This window comes from Caproicibacter fermentans (genome assembly GCF_014303955.1).
In the GTDB taxonomy this organism is placed as follows: domain Bacteria; phylum Bacillota; class Clostridia; order Oscillospirales; family Acutalibacteraceae; genus Caproicibacter; species Caproicibacter fermentans.
The window spans coordinates 3,415,062-3,434,289 of the sequence record NZ_CP060286.1; the positions used below are offsets into that span (position 1 = coordinate 3,415,062).

General features: G+C 50.6%; 16 protein-coding genes. 11 read left to right on the forward strand and 5 right to left on the reverse strand.

What is annotated here, in order from left to right; all coding sequences use genetic code 11:
- Positions 1–732 precede the first annotated feature (732 nt).
- From speD to HCR03_RS16975, 6 genes are all read left to right on the forward strand, one after another.
- The gene (speD, locus tag HCR03_RS16950; protein ID WP_066645309.1) at positions 733–1,572 is read left to right on the forward strand and encodes an adenosylmethionine decarboxylase; all 840 of its coding nucleotides are present in this window, start codon (positions 733–735) and stop codon (positions 1,570–1,572) included.
- A gap of 50 nt (positions 1,573–1,622) precedes the next feature.
- Positions 1,623–3,017, forward strand: coding sequence for an aminotransferase class I/II-fold pyridoxal phosphate-dependent enzyme (locus HCR03_RS16955; protein WP_233452727.1), 1,395 nt, complete (start codon positions 1,623–1,625; stop codon positions 3,015–3,017).
- Between the two features lie 2 nt (positions 3,018–3,019).
- Positions 3,020–3,889 (forward strand): polyamine aminopropyltransferase, encoded by an 870-nt coding sequence (gene speE / locus HCR03_RS16960; RefSeq protein WP_066645312.1) that lies wholly within the window; start codon positions 3,020–3,022, stop codon positions 3,887–3,889.
- Between the two features lie 21 nt (positions 3,890–3,910).
- Positions 3,911–5,110 (forward strand): saccharopine dehydrogenase family protein, encoded by a 1,200-nt coding sequence (locus HCR03_RS16965; RefSeq protein ID WP_187035562.1) that lies wholly within the window; start codon positions 3,911–3,913, stop codon positions 5,108–5,110.
- Positions 5,110–6,258, forward strand: coding sequence for a carboxynorspermidine decarboxylase (nspC, locus tag HCR03_RS16970; protein WP_187035564.1), 1,149 nt, complete (start codon positions 5,110–5,112; stop codon positions 6,256–6,258). Before HCR03_RS16965 ends, nspC begins: the two co-directional genes overlap by 1 nt.
- Before the next feature lie 191 nt (positions 6,259–6,449).
- Positions 6,450–8,219 (forward strand): methyl-accepting chemotaxis protein, encoded by a 1,770-nt coding sequence (locus HCR03_RS16975; protein WP_187035566.1) that lies wholly within the window; start codon positions 6,450–6,452, stop codon positions 8,217–8,219.
- A 47-nt stretch (positions 8,220–8,266) separates the two neighbouring features.
- On the opposite strand, the gene HCR03_RS16980 is transcribed toward HCR03_RS16975, so the two are convergent.
- Positions 8,267–8,449 (reverse strand): hypothetical protein, encoded by a 183-nt coding sequence (locus HCR03_RS16980; protein WP_066645316.1) that lies wholly within the window; start codon positions 8,447–8,449, stop codon positions 8,267–8,269.
- Between the two features lie 350 nt (positions 8,450–8,799).
- Between HCR03_RS16980 and spoIVB the strand changes: the two genes are divergently transcribed.
- Positions 8,800–10,035, forward strand: coding sequence for a SpoIVB peptidase (gene spoIVB, locus HCR03_RS16985; protein WP_228725003.1), 1,236 nt, complete (start codon positions 8,800–8,802; stop codon positions 10,033–10,035).
- Positions 10,036–10,143: 108 nt separating this feature from the next.
- Positions 10,144–10,920 (forward strand): sporulation transcription factor Spo0A, encoded by a 777-nt coding sequence (gene spo0A / locus HCR03_RS16990; protein WP_066645317.1) that lies wholly within the window; start codon positions 10,144–10,146, stop codon positions 10,918–10,920.
- A gap of 58 nt (positions 10,921–10,978) precedes the next feature.
- Here the strand turns inward: spo0A and HCR03_RS16995 are convergent, their stop codons facing one another.
- From HCR03_RS16995 to HCR03_RS17010, 4 genes are all read right to left on the reverse strand, one after another.
- Entirely contained in the window at positions 10,979–12,496 is a 1,518-nt protein-coding gene (locus HCR03_RS16995) for an ABC transporter substrate-binding protein (protein WP_066645318.1), read from the reverse strand.
- 48 nt (positions 12,497–12,544) lie between these two features.
- The gene (locus HCR03_RS17000) at positions 12,545–13,483 is read right to left on the reverse strand and encodes a carbohydrate ABC transporter permease (RefSeq protein ID WP_083210065.1); all 939 of its coding nucleotides are present in this window, start codon (positions 13,481–13,483) and stop codon (positions 12,545–12,547) included.
- Positions 13,484–13,541: 58 nt separating this feature from the next.
- Positions 13,542–14,558, reverse strand: a complete 1,017-nt coding sequence (locus HCR03_RS17005; protein WP_207727255.1) for an ABC transporter permease — start codon at positions 14,556–14,558, stop codon at positions 13,542–13,544.
- Between the two features lie 98 nt (positions 14,559–14,656).
- Complete coding sequence (locus tag HCR03_RS17010) at positions 14,657–15,670, reverse strand: LacI family DNA-binding transcriptional regulator (protein WP_066645319.1); 1,014 nt, start codon at positions 15,668–15,670, stop codon at positions 14,657–14,659.
- A 459-nt stretch (positions 15,671–16,129) separates the two neighbouring features.
- On the opposite strand from HCR03_RS17010, the gene HCR03_RS17015 reads away from it, so the two are divergent.
- From HCR03_RS17015 to HCR03_RS17025, 3 genes are all read left to right on the forward strand, one after another.
- Positions 16,130–18,565, forward strand: coding sequence for a GH36-type glycosyl hydrolase domain-containing protein (locus HCR03_RS17015; protein WP_187035569.1), 2,436 nt, complete (start codon positions 16,130–16,132; stop codon positions 18,563–18,565).
- A 122-nt stretch (positions 18,566–18,687) separates the two neighbouring features.
- Positions 18,688–18,990: a hypothetical protein gene (locus tag HCR03_RS17020; RefSeq protein ID WP_187035571.1), complete on the forward strand. Its 303-nt coding sequence runs from the start codon at positions 18,688–18,690 to the stop codon at positions 18,988–18,990.
- Positions 18,991–19,013: 23 nt separating this feature from the next.
- Positions 19,014–19,214: a YwbE family protein gene (locus tag HCR03_RS17025; RefSeq protein WP_156990040.1), complete on the forward strand. Its 201-nt coding sequence runs from the start codon at positions 19,014–19,016 to the stop codon at positions 19,212–19,214.
- Positions 19,215–19,228 lie beyond the last annotated feature (14 nt).

Sequence of the window (19,228 nt, forward strand, 5' to 3'; positions counted from 1 at the left end):
CAAAATACGCCTTAAAGGCAGGCGAGGCAAATGATTCGCGGCGGCTCGGCAAGTTGAATCTGGCCCTTGGCGCGTTCCATTTTCAATTGCTGCCGCAAATCTCTCTTTTTTCCGTTTCAAACGAGTCAAATCTTTTTTTTCAGGGAATCCTGTTAACGGCCTCCAATCCCTTAACCATCGTATTCTGGAGCGGAGTTTTTTCAGCAAAAGTCGCCCGGTCGGATTCCGGCACGAAGAATCTGCTGCGACACTGTTCTCCCTGGGCGCCGTGGCGGCTTTGGGCTGCGCCGTCGGATCCCCTCCTTTTTTCCGCCCGGTGTCCTGACGGCCTTCAACCTGTCGGCAGGCGCTGCAATCGTTCCGTTTGGGGTCAGAATGACAGCTTTCCCCGTGAAGGACAAGTCGTAATCGCTTTTAGAGGGAAGTGCGGAGGCCGGCCCCGGAAACGGGGCCGGCATTTTGCGGTTCCGGATTGCGCTCCTCCGTCTTTTCCTCCGGTGAATCTTTAAATTTTATCCCGCAATCCGGGAAATTCCCTTGACTATTAGGGATTTCTGTATATAATATATATTGATTTTTTACAGTGAATTTATCAAGAAAAACATGAAAATCAAAGAATTACGAAGAATTTTTAAGCTAAACTTGTGAAATTCATGGAATACAATGATTTTTCAGTGGTTTTTTTGAAAAAATCATGATTTTTCTAATAATAAATAATTTTGGAAAGGTCGGGTGTTACGGTTGGAAAACAAGCTGAAACTTTACGGTTTCAACAATCTCACCAAATCGCTCAGCTTTAACATTTACGATGTCTGCTACGCAAAAAGCGCGCGGGAACAGCGCGATTATATTGCTTATATAGACGAACAGTATAACTCGGAGCGCCTGACCGATATCCTTTACCACGTGACGGAGATGATCGGCGCGCAGGTGTTGAATGTCAGCAAGCAGGACTACGATCCGCAGGGGGCCAGCGTCGCGTTTCTGATCGCCGAGCAGGCGTTTCCGCCGGACCAGATCGATAGCTCCTGCAATCTGGGCAGCGGCGTTCTCCGCGGCCCGGGCAACGAGGTTGTGGCGCACCTGAATAAAAGCCACGCGACCGTGCACACTTATCCGGAATATCACCCGGACAACGCGATCGCGACGTTTCGGGTGGACATCGACATTTCCACCTGCGGGGAGATTTCCCCGCTTAATACGCTCAATTACCTGATCGGCAGCTTCGACTCCGACATTATCACGGCGGATTACCGCGTGCGCGGCTTTACCCGTGATTTCAGCGGCAAAAAACTGTTTATCGACCACAAGATTGCGTCCATACAGGATTACATCGACGCCAGGACTCTGTTAAAATACGATGCGATCGACGTCAATGTTTATCAGGCGAATCTGTTTCATACGAAATTATTGATTAAGGATATTGATTTGCAGAATTATTTGTTTAACACGGATGTTTATGAGCTTCCGCCGAAGCTGCGCCTGACCATTACGGAGAACCTGCGCAGGGAAATGATTGAAATTTTCAGCGGGGCAAACGTTTATGACGATTCCACGGGGGCAGAACATTGACGGGGCAGGAGCGGGCTCCGCTGCTGGAGGCCCTGAACCGCTTTAAGGATATGCGCATCGTTCCGTTTGACGTACCCGGCCACAAACGCGGCAGGGGAAACCCGGAGCTCAGGGAGTTCCTCGGTGAAAAATGCCTGACGGTTGATGTGAATTCGATGAAGCCGCTGGACAATCTCTGCCATCCCTCCTCCGTCATCCGGGACGCGGAAGAGCTTGCGGCAGATGCTTTCGGGGCGCATCACGCCTTCTTTATGGTAAACGGCACGACCTCCGCGGTGCAGAGCATGGTGATGAGCGCCTGTAAAAAGGGTGAGAAAATTATTATGCCGCGCAACGTGCACCGCAGCGCGATCAGCGCGCTGATTCTGTGCGGAGCGGTTCCGGTTTACGTCAATCCCGGCATTGACCGGCGGCTTGGGATCTCTCTTGGAATGTCGCTTGGCGACGTAAAGAGAGCTATCGAGGAAAATCCGGACGCCAAGGCCGTCTTTGTCAACAATCCGACTTATTACGGGATTTGTTCCGATTTAAAATCCATTGTAAAGCTGGCCCATGAACACAACATGCTCGTGCTGGCAGACGAAGCGCACGGCGCGCATTTTTATTTCGGGGAAGGGCTTCCCGTGTCCGCCATGGCTGCGGGCGCCGATCTGGCGGCGGTGAGCATGCATAAATCGGGCGGCTCCCTGACGCAGAGTTCCCTCTTACTTACCGGTCCGGCGGTGGACGAAAGTTATGTCGACCAGATCATCAATCTGACACAGACCACCAGCGCCTCTTATCTTTTGATGTCGTCGCTGGACGTTTCGCGCAGATACCTTGCGCTGCGCGGCGTGGAAACGTTCCGCCGCGTCATCGCCATGGCGGAATACCTCCGCGCGGAGATCAACCGCATCGGCGGATATTACGCGTTCTCGCGCGAGCTGATCAACGGGGAAAGCGTTTTTGATTTTGACGTGACCAAGCTGTCCGTTCATACGCTGGATATCGGTCTTGCCGGAATCGAGGTATACGACCTGCTCCGCGACGAATACGACATACAGATTGAATTAGGCGACATCGGGAATATTCTCGCCTACATCTCCATGGGGGACCGGTCGCTTGACGCGGAACGGCTGGTAGCGGCGCTTTCCGAAATCAAGCGCCGCTACGAGCGCGACAAGTCCGGTTTGCTTACGCAGGAATACATCAGGCCCCAGGTGGTCGAAAGGCCGCAGAAGGCCTTCTACGCCGAAAAGGAGCCTGTTCCGGTGGAGCAAAGCGCGGGCCGCATCAGCGGGGAATCCGTCATGTGCTATCCGCCGGGAATTCCGGTGATCGCGCCGGGGGAAAGAATCACCCCTGAAATCGTGGAATATATTCTGTATGCGGATGAAAAGGGCGCCATGCTGACCGGAATGAGGGATGCAAGTTTGAAAACGATACAGGTTTTGAAGGAGGGTTGACGGTGGAATTGTGGTTTACTGAAAAACATACGGAGAACGTCCATTTTTCCATCAAGGTCGACCGCCAGCTATACAGCGGTCAGAGCGAATTCCAGCGGATCGATATTTTTGAGTCCCCGGAGTTCGGCCGCTTTTTGACGCTCGACGGTTTTATGATGCTGACGGAAAAGGACGAATTTGTCTATCATGAAATGATCGCTCATGTGCCGATGGCCGTGCACCCGCACGTGAAACACGTTCTGGTTATCGGGGGCGGGGACGGCGGCGCGGTGCGCGAGCTGACGCGATACCCCGGCGTTGAGCGGATCGACCTGGTGGAAATCGACCGGGAGGTTGTTAAGGCCTGCAAAACATATCTGCCGCAGACCGCCTGCAGACTGGATGACCCGCGGGTGCACATTTATTATGAAGACGGACTCCGCTATGTTCGCGACATACGGAGCGAATATGATTTGATTCTGGTGGATTCAACCGACCCGTTCGGGCCGGGGGAGGGCCTTTTTACCAAGGAATTTTACGGCAACTGCTACAAGGCGCTCCGGGAAGACGGAATTCTGGTCAATCAGCAGGAAAGCCCGTTTTACCGCAACGACGCCGTCGCCATGCAGCGCGCACATCAGAGAATCGTGCAGTCGTTCCCGATCAGCCGCGTTTATCAGGCGCACATTCCGACCTATTCCTCCGGCCATTGGCTGTTTGGATTTGCCTCTAAAAAATACCGTCCGGTGGAGGATTTAAATGCGGAGGAATGGAATCGTTTGGGCCTTGCGACCCGATACTATAATACGAAGCTGCACATCGGCGCGTTTTCGCTGCCGACCTATGTCAACGGCCTGCTGGAAAAGGTAGAGCCGCTTAAGGAAGAAGAGTAGGATAAAGGAGGTATTTGGAAAATGGGGAAAGCACTGATCATCGGAGCGGGGGCCGTGGCAAGCGTCGTGGCCCACAAATGCTGCCAGAACCCCGATGTTTTTGAGGAGATCTGCATCGCCAGCCGCACCAGGAGCAAATGCGACGCGTTAAAAAAGGAACTGGACGGCGGCAGAACCAAAGTGGAAACCGCGCGGGTGGACGCGGACAAGGTGCCGGAGCTTATTCAATTAATCCGGGAGGTAAAGCCTGACATCGTCATCAATGTGGCTCTGCCGTACCAGGATCTGACCATCATGGACGCGTGCCTGGAAACAAAGGTGGACTACCTTGACACCGCGAACTACGAGCCGCCGGAAACCGCGCATTTCGAATATAAATGGCAGTGGGATTACCGGGACCGCTTTGAAAAAGCGGGCGTTACCGCGGTGCTGGGCAGCGGCTTTGACCCCGGCGTGACAGGCGTCTTTTCCGCCTATGCGCAAAAGCACTATTTTGATGAGATTCACTCCATCGACATTGTCGACGCGAACGCCGGCGACCACGGGTATAAGTTCGCGACGAACTTCAATCCGGAAATCAACATCCGCGAAGTCAGCGCCAAGGGCAGCTACTTTGAAAACGGGAAGTTCATTGAAACGGAACCGATGGAGATCAAAAGAGTATACGACCTGCCGCAGATCGGCCCAAAAGACATTTATCTGCTGCACCACGAGGAGCTCGAGTCCCTCGCGCTGAATATGAAGGGAATCAAGCGCATCCGTTTCTGGATGACATTTTCCCAGAGCTATCTGGACCACCTCAGGGCGCTCGAGGACGTCGGCATGACGTCGATTGAGCCGATTGAATTCGAGGGCAAACAGATTGTGCCGCTCCAGTTCTTGAAAGCGGTTCTGCCGGACCCGTCCTCCCTCGGCCCCAGAACCAAGGGCAAAACCAACATCGGGTGTATTTTCCAGGGCGTAAAGGACGGAAAAGAACGCACCTATTATGTTTATAATATCTGCGATCATCAGGAATGCTACCGCGAGGTCGGCAGCCAGGCCGTCGCTTATACGGCCGGAGTTCCGGCGATGATCGGCGCGATGATGGTTCTGACCGGCAAATGGAAAAAAGCGGGCGTTCACAATGTGGAGGAATTTGATCCCGACCCGTTCATGGAGGCGATGAACCGCTGCGGCCTTGCCTGGCACGAGGACTTCGCGCCGGAGCTGATCGGCTGATGCGGCAGGAGGCAGGGTTTGACCCGATGATTCCGCCCACCCCGTGCTATGTGGTTGACGAGCAGCTGCTGACCCAGAACCTGAGAATTCTCGACTCCGTCCGGAAAGAGACCGGCTGCCGGATTTTGCTGGCGCAGAAAGCGTTTTCGATGTTTTCCGTCTATCCGCTGATCGGGAAGTACCTGGACGGCGCGGCCTCCAGTTCTCTGTTTGAGGCGCGTCTCGCGCGGGAAGAGATGGGAAAGGAAGTCCATATTTATGCGCCGGCCTATCGGGACGACGAATTTGGGGAGATTTTGAAATACAGCGACCATATCGTGTTCAATTCGTTCAGCCAATGGGGTAAGTACCGCGCGGCAGTGCGGGAATGCCCGCGGAAAATCAGCTGCGGAATCCGGGTCAATCCGGAGTATTCCGAGATTGAAACCGGTATTTACGACCCCTGCGGGGAGTTTTCCCGCTTGGGGGTTACGCTCTCAAACTTCCGGCCGGAAGAACTGGACGGAGTCGAGGGACTTCACTTTCATACCCTGTGCGAACAGGGCGCGGAAACGCTCGACCGCACGCTGCGCGTATTTGAAGAAAAATTCGGCCGGTTTTTATCCGCGATGAAATGGGTGAATTTCGGCGGCGGGCACCACATTACAAAGCCGGGGTACAACCTTGCGTTGCTGAAAGACTGCATCCGCAGGGTGCGGGACAAATACGGCGTGCAGGTTTATCTGGAACCCGGCGAGGCAATCGCGCTGAATACGGGCTTTTTGATTTCCACCGTACTGGACGTAACGGAGAACGGAATGGGGATCGCCATTCTGGACACCTCCGCGGCATGCCATATGCCGGACGTCCTAGAAATGCCCTATCGTCCGGAAATTGTGGGCGCGGGCCGGCCGGGGGAACTGCAGATTACGTATCGTCTGGGCGGGCCGACCTGCCTGGCGGGCGATGTGATCGGAGATTATTCCTTTCGGGAGCCTTTAAAGCCCGGCGACCGTCTGGTGTTTTGTGACATGGCAATTTATTCCATGGTGAAAAACAACACGTTTAACGGGATCGGTCTGCCGGCGATTCTTCTGTACGGTGAATCCGAAGGCTTTCGCATGGTGCGTCAGTTCGGCTATGAAGATTTTAAAACACGGCTTTCCTGAAAAAAGAAAGTAAAGCGCTCTTGAAAAAGGGCGCTTTTTTTATGGCTTGATTACAAAATTTTTATAATTCTCCGTTTGATTGTTAGTCCCGAGCGGTGCGTGATATGATAGGAAAACAGTCATTTATTTACAAATTTCATAACATATTTTAGCGAAAAAAAGCTAAAAATATTGCAGCAAAGGATTTTTTTATGACACAAAACAGAACATTACAAAAAAGCGACAAATTTAAGAAAAAGCTACAGCTTCGCGGCAAGCTGATCCTGATGGTCGGCTTGCTGCTCTGCGCAACCATGCTGGCGCAGATGATCCTTACTTATTACAAGCTTGACCAGAGCTACAATAAATCCATTCAATCCATGAAAAACGATTACGACAAGAACATTCGCAGCGAGACTCAGACGGTTGTCAGTTTGCTTCAAGCGGTTTACGACCGTTACCAGAACGGGGAGCTTACTCAATCACAGGCTGTCACAAACTGCATTTCCGTTATTCGCGCCGCAAGCTATAACGGGGACGAAGGCTATTTTTGGGCAGACGCCGCCGACGGCGTCTGCGTCGCCCACAAGAACCCAAAATATGAGGGCCTCCAGCGCATGAACGATCAGGATCAGCGCGGGACTTATTACATTAAAAATCTGATCGCGGCCGGAAATCAGACAAACGGCGGATATTCGGAGTTTTATTTTTCTAAGCCGGGTGTGGCCCAGCCAGTACTAAAACGCGCTTATACGATGGAATTTAAGCCTTTTCATTGGTATATCAGCACCGGGGTGTATGAAGACGACGTCGATGCAATGGTCGCTGATTTTAACCGGTCAAGACTCATTGCGTTAGCGGAATTGACGGTGCTCACGCTTCTGGTTACCCTGCTCGCCATTCTGCTTGCCGCAAGGATGGCAAAAAAAATTACCCAACCGCTTCAGACAACGACGGAACGGCTGCGCCTTCTTTCCACCGGCGACCTCACAACGCCGGTGCAGCCGGTGCGCTCAGGGGATGAAACGGAAACGCTGTCCGTTGCCTGTGAACGGACGGTGCAGGCGCTGCGTGGCATGATTGAAAATATCACCGACTATCTTTCCCATATGGCTCAGGGCGATTTTACGAAAGAGATTAGCGTCGATTACATTGGGGATTTTATTCCGATCCGTGACTCCATGGAGGAGATCGGCAGATCGCTGAGCGATGCGATCCGGCAGGTCCGCCAGTCCGCAGGGCAGGTTTACGCGGGTGCGGAGCAGGTTTCCGACGGTGCGCAGGTCTTGTCCCGCGGGGCTGCGGAACAGGCGGCAACTTCGGAACAACTGACTGCGTCCATGGAAGAAATCTCAGAAAAGGTATCGGATACCGCGGGCGCCGTGCGGGAAATTACGGAATATATTAAAAACGCGACGGAAAGTATGAACGAAAGTGACCAAAAAATGAGGCAGATGCTCTCCGCAATGGAGGAGATCAGCACGTCCTCCGGCGAAATCGAAAAAATTATCAAAACCATTGACGATATCGCGTTTCAAACAAATCTGCTTGCTTTGAATGCCTCTGTCGAGTCCGCCAGAGCGGGAGAAGCGGGAAAAGGATTCGCGGTGGTTGCGCAGGAGGTTCGGGAACTTGCCGCGCGCTCCGCGCTGGCCGCAAAGCAGAGCTCTGAAATGATCGGCCGCTCCATTGAAACCGTGCGGCATGGTTCACAGATCGCCGAGGAAACCGCGCATGCGATTCAGGAGGCGACGGCAAAAGAGGAGCGAATCAGCCAGACGATTCGCGGAATTGAAAAAGCCTCTGAAAAAGAGGCCGAGGCGATTACGGAAATTTCCCGTGCGGTGGAACAGATCTCTTCGGTGGTCCAGTCGAATTCGGCCACGGCGGAAGAAAGCGCGGCTTCCAGTGAAGAACTGAGCGCCCAGGCGGAGCTGTTGGACCAGATGGTATCCCGTTTCCGGGTTCGAAAGTTAAATTAGAAAAAAACAGCGAGGCGGCCCTATCAGGGCCGCCTGCTTTTTTATTTCTATCTTTTTTCCTTTAATTGTTCCAACTGATCATGAAATTCCTGTTCCGAAAAATTTTGTTTTAAGAGCTCCTGCTGTGTTTCTTCCGGCAAAGACAAAAAATAGCTCTCATCGGCATCCTGGTTAACAGGCAACCCCATGCCGAACGGATTATTTTGATAACCGTAATGATTTGGAACCATACCCAGTCACCTCCCCAGTGATAGTGTTCCCGCGAGAGAGAAAACCGTGTCTGGTAATATTGGCCTTCCAAAGAATGCACATCGGCTGAAAAATTTTCAAAAAACTGATTGAGAAAGGAATTTTCAGGAGAAATTCCGGTCAAAATACTTTTGTCTTTAAAATACCGTTTTCAAACAGAGATATTCATTTTTCATTAAAGTTTATTTGTTTCCACCTTTTGAAATATCCGGTACGTTTGGAGACGAATGGAGAAAACCTATTTTTTTTTCCGTTTTTTGGAAAATAAAAACAGATTTGACAACATAAAAAACCTTTCTTGTGAGCAGAGTAATATTGCGGCGCAAGGGAGGTGAAATTTTTGAAAAAGTTAATTTCAATGCTTACCGCATCCGCCGCCGTCCTTGAGCTTTTGCTGGCAGTAGTTCTTTTAACGGCGGATTACTTTACTCCCAATTCCTATACCGTGACCAACGGGAGCCATCTGGAGTGGCTGTCCGGTGCGATTACGGTTGTCGGCGACAGTGATGTGACAGCCAGCGCAGGCGTCCCTTATCCAAAAACTTATCAGGGAACCATGATGCTTTACAATGTGATTCCCATTAAAACCGTGGACGTCAGCATTGTCGACCAGACCTGCGTCGTGCCCTGCGGCACACCGTTTGGAATCAAAATGTTTACAGACGGCGTGGTCATTGTAGGGCTTGCGGATATTCAGACCTCCGACGGCTCCGTAAATCCCGCCGCGCAGGCGGGACTGAAAATCGGGGATGTCATTACAGAAGTTGACGGAAAAAAAGTTGACGCCAACAGCGAGGTTGCAAAAGATGTGGAAAACTGCGAGGGAAAAAGCATACGGTTTTCCATCCGGCGCAACGGCACCCTGTCCACTGTGGTACTAAAACCTGTTCGGTCCGAAACCGATGGGCTTTACAAAGCTGGTCTTTGGGTACGAGACAGTACGGCGGGAATCGGCACCTTGACTTTCTATGATCCGTCAACCAAAAGTTTTGCGGGGCTGGGGCATGGAATCTGCGATTCCGATACAGGCGAACTGATGCCGCTTTTAAGCGGCGATATTGTTCCGGTTACCATTAACGGTGTTACAAAGGGGCTAAAGGGAAAACCGGGAGAACTTCGCGGATATTTTACCGACAGCAACGCGATGGGCCGACTTGCTGCCAATGTCACCACCGGCGTTTACGGGTATCTTGAGTCCGTGCCTGAAGGCAGCGCATTGAAGGTTGCCATGAAACAGGACGTCAAAACAGGGAAAGTTAAAATTCTGACTACCATTGACGGAGGGACTCCCAAGTATTATGATGCTGAGATAGAAAGAATCGACTACAGAGATCAGGTTCAGAGCAAAAATCTTGTCCTTCATATTACTGACAGCGGATTAGTCACCCAGACGGGCGGTATCGTTCAGGGAATGAGCGGAAGCCCAATTATTCAGAACGGCAAATTAATCGGTGCCGTTACGCATGTCTTTGTCAACGATCCTACGCGCGGGTATGGGGTATTCGCGGAAAATATGCTGGTTGAGGCGAAAGCGGTTGAATCCGCCGCAAATTCAAAAGCATCTTAAAAACGTTTATTTTTTCCCCTAATATCAAAAAAATATCATCTATCTATTGCCAAATTTTCCAATATATGGTATTATATCGCTATAATAAATCAATTAGGGGGATCAAATATGGAAAAGCGTATAAAATTGCTCATAGCAAATGACAGCACGGAGTTTCTCAACGATTACGGTCGAGTTTTTGAAAGTTCTGGGTTGGAAGTGAGTTATGCGCAGAAAGACGGAATTAAGCTGCTTGAAAAAATCGAATCGGTTCGGCCTGACGTGGTGCTGGCGAATTTGTTTATGCCAAGGCTGGACGGAATTGGTGTCATGAAAGCAATCCGGACCAAAGTTCCCGGAGCAAAACCTCTTTTTGTGATTGTCTCAAATTTTACAAGCCCGACGCTGGAGCGTGAGGTAATGATGTCAGGCGCGGCGTATTTTGCGATTTCTCCGTTTGACGCCGCCGATCTGGCGGAACGGATCGTTCAGCTTTGCGGGATGAATGGTCTGAGTATTCCGGTAAAAAGTCAGCCGGTCTCGGATACGGAGCCTTCGCTTGAAATACAGGTGACGGAGATTCTTCACCAAATCGGTGTTCCGGCGCACATTAAAGGCTATCACTATCTGCGCGATTCCATTATTATGGCCATTGAAACTCCCGATATTATAAATGCTGTGACAAAGCAGCTGTACCCCAGCGTGGCAAAAAAATATAGTACCACGGCGTCCCGCGTGGAACGGGCCATTCGCCACGCGATAGAGGTCGCCTGGGACCGCGGGGATGTTGACATTTTGAATTCCTATTTTGGATATACGATCCACAATACAAGAGGAAAACCCACAAATTCCGAATTTATCGCTATGATTTCGGATCGGCTCAGACTTCATATGAAAACGGCCTGATCCGAGTGAAAGAGGCCGCCGGCAATCGCCGGCGGCCTCGATTTTTTAATTTTTGAAGTTATTTACTCTTTACCCATGCGTCGTACTGAGACTGAACGTCGGCAAGCAAGGTGTCGATGCCGGCTGTTTTAAATTCACTCTTCATTTGGGCGACTGTGGAATCGACGTCGCAGGTGCCGTAAAAGAGCTGAGGATAATACTTCGTAACAACAGCCTGGCAGGCCGCGTATTCCGTCTTGCATTTTGATGTGTCGTAAACAAAGCCGAGGTCGTCAAGAACCTTTGCGCTGTTGTTATATGCTTCAATGTCCGTGAACAGGGTCGGGGACTGCAGGTCGGTCAGATAGTTGTTGAATTCATTGCCCATAATCCAGCCGCCGGCGGAAGTGAAGTCTGAATCCTTGCTGACTGTGATCACATTGTCTGATTTCTTTGTGTAATCTGTTCCTTCCACACCGTAGGTCATCAGGTTAATCAGAGTCTTATCCGTGTAAAGCATCGAAATAAACTTGAAAGCTTCGTCCGGATGCTTGGAGGAAGAAGGAATCGCCAACAACGCGCCGAGAGTTTCACGGTTTGTTTTTTCAACCGGCGTAATGTCGATCTGAGTCAGGTCAAGTTTCAGCGATGCGGATTCCGTTTGTGCTTTGCCCGGCATTAAAGACCAGGAACCGCAGAAATACTTTCCGGTTGCCATATCGGTTTCCTGACCTTTTGAGGTAAGGACGTCAGGGCTGAAATAGCCTTTGTCGTGCCATGTTTTCATTTCTTTATAGAACGCGATTGTTTTGTCTGCCGTAAACGGATTGACGATTGTTTTCTCATCGTTCGGGTCAAAGGCGAACGGAGAGTTATCGGCGTCAAAAGCATCCCAGTCAAGGAACTTGTAAGGGCTATCCATTTGAGCCGCGCAGACCGGAATTAAACCGTCGGCCTTAACCTGGTCAAAGTATTTTGCCAAATCGTCCATCGTTTTAATGGATGACGGGTCGATATTCAGCTTCTTGAGCTCTGCGGTCTGGCAGAGGAATCCGAAGTTGTGAGCCTTTTCCTTGTTGGTCGGCATTCCGTAATATTTGCCGTTGACTTTGGTGCCGTCAAGGAAATCCTTCCCGATGATATTGACGACGTCCTGATACTGAGAGTCGTTGATATACTTTGTGATATCGGTGAATTCATCTCTCTGGCAGTGCGCGACATAACCCGGTGTGATCCAGCTTGAGGTGTTCATGATGTCGGCTTCCTGTCCGGTCTGAAGCATTGTGGCTGTTTTCTGCTTCAGATCATCCCAGGAATATGTTTCCCAATCGATCTGGAGTCCGGTATTCTTTTCCGCCAGATAATCGTTAACCGCTTTTTGCACGCGGTCAAGCCCCTGAATTTTCTTGTCACCGGTCATCAGCTTTAACGTTACCGTTTCTTTCGGAGCTGCGCTGCTTTCCCCGGAAGCTGCGCTTGCGGCACTGCTGCTTTGTGTTGCGTCAGCTGGAGCCGATTGTGTGCAGCCTGACAGCGTGAACGGAACAACAGTGGCCAATGCCAGAGTAAAACTCAGGATTTTTTTTACACCATGCATAAAAATTGCCTCCCCATAGTTTTAAATTTACTAACCGATTTCTCGGTATTAGCCTTTTACAGCACCGACAATGATGCCTTTGACAAAAAATTTGCGGAAAAACGGGTAGGAAAATACAACGGGTCCAACAGCAATCACGGCAAGAGCCATCCTCGCGCCTTCACTCGGAAGATTCCGCCGGGCCTCCGCAGGAACATTGGGACTTGTCAGAACGTAATTGATATTGTCAAGCATGGAGTATAAATAGTATTGAATTGTATAGAGATGGTGGTCGTTAATGAAGATCAGCGAAAGGTAATAGTCGTTCCAGAACTTGACAAGGCAGAAAAGGAAGATGGTCGCGAGCCCCGCTTTACAAAGCGGAAGAGCCACGCTGAAAAAGATTCTGAACTCGCCTGCCCCGTCGATTCTTGCAGCCTCAACGAGGTCCTCCGGGACCGACTGCTTCATAAAGGTGCGCATAATGATGATCCACCAGGCGTTCACCAAGTAGGGGATAATCAGGATCAACAGTGAATTGTTGATTTTTAACAGCTGCGCGTAAACAAAAACCCAGGGCACCAAGCCGCCGCCGAAAATCGTGGTGAAAAACGCGAAGAACGCAAATCCGTTTCGATGCTGGAAATTGCTTCTGGAAAGAGGATACGCATACAGGGCGATAATCGATGTTGCGGTTATGGAACCGATGCTTGTCACAATAATGGAATTCCAGTAGGAGTGGATCAAGTCATAGCTGTATTTAAAAATGTACTGATAAGCTTTCAAATCAAAAGCCGCAGGCCAGAACTGATAGCCGTATGTATCAAGGGACTCCTTTGAACTGAAAGAAACCATGACTACAAGAATCAACGGCGCAAGGAAAAGAATACAGATCAATACGAAAATAAGGTTTATGGTAAAATTGGAACGCGCCGTGACTTTATTAAATTCATAATTTTTGGATTTTGCCAAGACATTCAAATGTTTTTTGTTAATTGCATTAACCATTGCCAACCTCCCTGCCGCACTGGTGCAGCGAATATAAAATCCGGATCATGATCGATTGTCAAAACAATGCGGAATCCGGGTCGGCTTTTCTGACGACGAAATTGCACAGGAACACAATGACGCAGCCAACGGTCGCCTGGTACAATCCTGCCGCGGCGGACATTCCGATATCACCCAGATTAATCAGCTCATTGTACACAAATGTGTCTATAATACTGGTGGTGCTGTAAATCTGGGGAATGTTTCTGGGTACGTTGTAGAAAAGGTCGAAATCGCCGTTGAAAATGCGTCCCACCGCGAGCAGCGAAAGGATGATGGCGGTTGTTTTGAGCATGGGCAGCGTCACATAGCGAATCTGCTGCCATTTTGTAGCTCCGTCCAGCGCTGCAGCCTCGTAGTATTCGCTGCTGATCCCTGAAATTGCGGCAATATAAATAATCAGATTATATCCGGTGTAATGCCATAAATGAAAGAAAATGATGATCGCCGGCCAATAACCGGGCTTTGTGTAAAAATCGATGTTCTGCATGCCAAGCAGCGGCAGCACGGTTTTGTCGATAAAACCGGCGTTGCACAGGAAGGCGTAGGCCACGTAACTGACTGCCGACCATGAGATAAAATAAGGCAGGAACATCATTGTTTGATAGGTGTTGGCCTTTTTCTGGTTCCACATTTCGGACATGCATATCGCGAGCGCAATCGGCACAATCAGGTCAAGCGCAATAAATACGAGATTGTAAGCCACCGTGTTTACCGTTGCTGTAATACAGTCGACGGATTTGAATAAAAATTGAAAATTTTGAAAACCGACGAATCGGCTGGTAAATAGACTTTTAAAGAAACCGGCGTTTACGTTATATCTGTAATCTTCAAACGGGATTACTACCCCAATCATCGGAAGATAGTTGTTGATGACTAAGATAAGAACGCCGGGCAGGAGCATCAGGTAAAAAGCAAGATCCCTCCGCCTTGCCCCTTTGCTCTTTTTCCTTAAACCGACAGCCGCATTTGACGGTTTGCCAATCTTGCCGATTTGTTTGCCCGGTTTTATGCCGGCGGCTTGTTCTGCTGCCATTTTGCAACTCCCCCTTTGCTTACTTTAGTGGATCGTTTTTATTGGCTTCTTATAAGAATTGTAATAAGACGTTTGATTTCTCATCGGGCGGACAACAATCATATTTCCGCAACGGACTGCCCGCGAATCAGAGTACCTGTCAGGGTTACGGATTCTACGATTGTAGTCAGCGGGTTCTCAATCTGAGCGATCAGCCTTCTGGCGGCTTCGCGGCCCATGCTGTCCGTATCCTGCTGCAGTGTGGTCAGCTGAGGCTTAATGACCTGGGAAAGCGCGATGCCGTCGTATCCCGCGATGGAAACATCCTCCGGAATTTTCAGGCCGGCTGCTTCAATCGCTTCAATGCCGCCCAAAGCGGCGTAGTCATCCGGCATGACAATACAGGTCGGACGGTTCGGCAGCTCCAAAAGCTTTCTGACGCAGTCCCTGGTGGTTTGCGTGTCGCGATAGGCGGAAAGAACAAGATATTCGGGAGGGACCTCCACGCCCAGTTCCATCAGCGCTCTGCAGAAGCTGGTGACGCGCTGTTCCGTGACGGCTGATTTCTTGCCGTGGACATATGCGATCTTTCGGTGCCCCATTTGATATATGTAAGTTACCAGATCCCGCATCCCAGCCACGTTATTGGAGTTTATGCTGGTGCGGTTATTAAAAATATGGTCGATCGTCACAACCGGGAGACTGCCGTTAATCAGCTCCAGAACTTCCGGCTGGAGAAAATTAACGCAGGCGATGCAGACTCCGTCAACATTCCGGTATTTGCAGTGCTCCAGATAGGACATCGGATGGCTGCCGACATTCATGTTGTGGTTGATGAACGTGATATCGTAAGAGCGGGACTCGGCCTCTTCCTTGAAACCGTTCAAAACAGCGGCGAAATAATCCTGTGTTAAACCGCTGTTGGCTTCGTCCGTAAATAAGACTCCCAGGTTGTACGTCCGGTTTGTTTTTAAAGCGCGGGCGAGCGAGTTCGGGAAATAGCCGAATTCTTCGGCAACTTTCAGGACGCGCTGTTTGGTGGAATTGCTGACGTCGCTGTAGCTGTTCAGGGCCTTGCTTACAGTTGAAACAGAGAGTCCGCACTTTGCCGCAATGTCTTTGATGTTAGCCACAGAAATTCCTCCGATTGTTTCTAAATCGTTTTCGCATTCTTAGTATAATCTACAATACACAGTTTTGCAAGATTAAATTTCAAAAAAATATGTAATTTAATTTTTAAAAGGCCATATGATAAAAATAATATGCTTTTGGTGTGGACAACGATTAAATTATTTTCTATAATCTATATTATTAACGAAAATGTTTTCGTTAATTACGGCGGGCCAATGCAGGCCATTAAAAAACAAAAAAGTGAGCCGCATCGAGAGAAAGTTTGGTTTTATTACCTACAAAACAGAAAAGAAATCCTTGTGTGAATTGACAAATTTATAAAATATACTTGATTTTAGCGCGGAATACATCTAAACTAAAAAATGCTAAGTAATAAGGAGTAGTACGCCTTTAATTCGAAAACGTTTTCGGTTTAAAGACTGTTTCACCTAAATTTCTGGCGGAAATGAGGAAATATTTTTATGAAGTTCGGTTATTTTGACGATGTTCAAAGGGAATATGTCATTGAAAGGCCGGATACTCCCTATCCTTGGATCAATTACCTTGGGAATGAACAATTCTTTTCCCTGATCTCTAATACGTCCGGCGGCTATTGCTTTTACAGAGACGCCCGGCTGATGCGCCTGACGCGGTACCGGTACAATTCCGTTCCGACCGACGCGGGAGGAAGGTATTTTTACCTTCGCGACGGGGATGATGTCTGGAACCCCGGATGGGCGCCTGTGAAAGCGAAGCCGGACCGTTACCGCTGCCGCCACGGACTGGGATATACCGTCATTGAATCGGAGCGAAATCAACTTGCGGCCCGCCAGCTTTCCTTTGTCCCGATCGGCGCGGACTGTGAAGTCCACAGGGTAACGCTCAAAAATCAGAGCGGCGCGGCGAAGGAAATCAAGCTGTTTTCCTTTGTGGAGTTTTGCGCTTGGAACGCCTACGATGACATGACGAATTTCCAGCGCAATTTTAATACCGGGGAAGTGGAAATTGATGGCAGCGCCATTTACCATAAGACCGAGTACCGCGAGCGCCGCAACCATTATGCCGTCTTCAGCGTCAACGCGCCGATTCAGGGCTATGACACGGACCGCGAAAGCTTTCTGGGCCTGTATAACGGATTTGATCGTCCGGACGTCGTTTTCAACGGCAAGCCGGGCAATTCGGTCGCGAGCGGCTGGTCGCCGGTCGGGTCGCACTGCCTTGGGGTCACGCTCGCTCCCGGCGAGGAAAAAAGTTACATTTTTGTGCTTGGCTACTGCGAAAACCCGGAGGATCAAAAATGGGAAGCACCCGGAGTGATCAATAAAGAACCCGCGCGCAGGCTGCTGGACCGTTTCCGTACCGACCGGCAGGTGGAAAGTGCCTTTGACGAACTGAAAAATTACTGGCAGGGGCTGCTTTCACGCTTTTGTCTGCAGAGCGAAGACCCGAAGCTGGACCGCATGGTCAGCGTCTGGAACCAGTATCAATGCATGGTAACGTTCAACATGTCCCGCTCGGCGTCCTATTTTGAATCGGGAATCGGCCGCGGCATGGGGTTCCGCGACTCCACACAGGATCTTCTCGGTTTTGTACATTTGATTCCGTCGCGGGCCAAAGCGCGGATTCTTGATATTGCCGCCACGCAGATGGAGGACGGCAGCGCCTATCACCAGTACCAGCCGCTGACCAAACGCGGAAACATGGAGGTTGGCAGCGGGTTTAACGACGATCCCCTGTGGCTGATTTTCGGCGTTACCGCCTATTTGAAGGAGACGGGGGACTGGTCCGTTCTGAAGGAATCGGTTCCGTTTGACAATGATGAGAAAAAATCGGTTTCCCTGCTGGAGCATCTCCGACGTTCGTTCGGCCATGTGCTTCATAATCTTGGTCCCCACGGTCTGCCGCTGATCGGCCGTGCCGATTGGAACGACTGTCTGAACCTCAACTGTTTTTCAAAAAAACCGGGGGAATCCTTTCAGACGGCGGAGAATATGGAAAGCGGAGTGGCGGAATCCGTGTTTATCGCAGGAATGTTTGTCTACATAGCGCCCTCTTATGCGGAGATTTTGCGCCGCGGCGGTTTTGCGTCGGAGGCGGAAGCCGTTCTGAAAGCGGCAAAGAATATGGAGCAGGCGGTGATTCGTTACGGATGGGACGGCGAATGGTACCTGCGCGCGTATGATGCGATGGGAAACAAGGTGGGCTCCAGGGAATGCGAAGAAGGAAAACTGTTTATTGAACCGCAGGGATTCTGCGCAATGGCCGGAATCGGAATGGAAAAGGGTCTGCCGGAACGCGCGCTTGATTCGGTGAAAGAGCATCTGGATACCAAATACGGCATTGTTCTGAACTGGCCGTCTTACACGACTTACCGCCTGAATCTGGGAGAAATCTCTTCTTATCCGCCCGGATATAAGGAAAACGGGGGGATCTTCTGCCACAACAACCCGTGGATTTCCATTGCGGAAACTATGGCCGGGCACGGAGAACGCGCGTTTGAGGTGTACCGCAGAACCTGTCCGGCATATCTGGAAGACATCAGTGAGATTCATCGCACGGAGCCGTACGTGTACGCGCAGATGATCGCGGGCCGGGACGCGCCCCGCTTCGGCGAAGCGAAAAATTCCTGGCTGACCGGTACGGCGGCCTGGACGTTCTATGACGTTTCCCAGTTTATTCTGGGAATCCGCCCGCAGTTTGACGGGCTTCAGATTGACCCCTGTGTTCCCTCCTGGTTCAAAGGTTTTACGGTGACCCGGCGCTTTCGTGGGGCGGAGTATGTGATTGAGGTCCGGAATCCGGGCGGCGTTGAGAAGGGCATCAAGACGATGACGCTTGACGGGACGCCGATCATGGGCAATCTTCTGCCGGACTGCGCGGATGGAAAGACGCACCGGGTGGTCGCGGTAATGGGTTAGATCAATTTGAACCTTGCGGGACGGACGCGAAAAGGCGTCCGTCCCGTTTTGTCTGCGGAGTCTTCCTTGACATCTATTTCAAAATTCATTACAGTAGAGGAAGAACCAGAGGTGAATTAAGAATGAATCAGGCAAAGCGGAAGAAAATATCCATGCGGCTGCTTCAGCTTGCGGCGTCGGTCTTCGGTTTCGCCACTCTGGCGGAGCTTGGTGCCGCCGGAATTCCTGCGGTACGGCAAATGAACTTTTTGCGGGGGCCGGCTGCGATGATCGGCGGGGCTGACGTGCCGACGGCAATCTATGTGACGTCGCAATCGCCGCTGGCAATGCTGGCGCCGCTTGCTTTTGCGCTGCCGCCGGTTTTTACGGCGGCGACACTCTTTTTGCTGCATCTGCGCAAAAAGGGAAAAACCGACGAATCATAGCGTCAATATGGGAGGTAAGACCGATGAACGGTCAAACGAGAAGCAATGTCAAGATCGGCGCGCTGGTCGATATCGTACTGAAAAAAGACCAGCCGACCGGAAAACTGACGCGCGGGCATGTGAAGCGGATTCTGACGAAAAGCCCGACGCATCCTCATGGAATCAAGGTGATGCTGGAGGAGGACGATCAGGTCGGGCGTGTGCAGAATATTGTGGAAGAATAAGACATCGGAGGAAC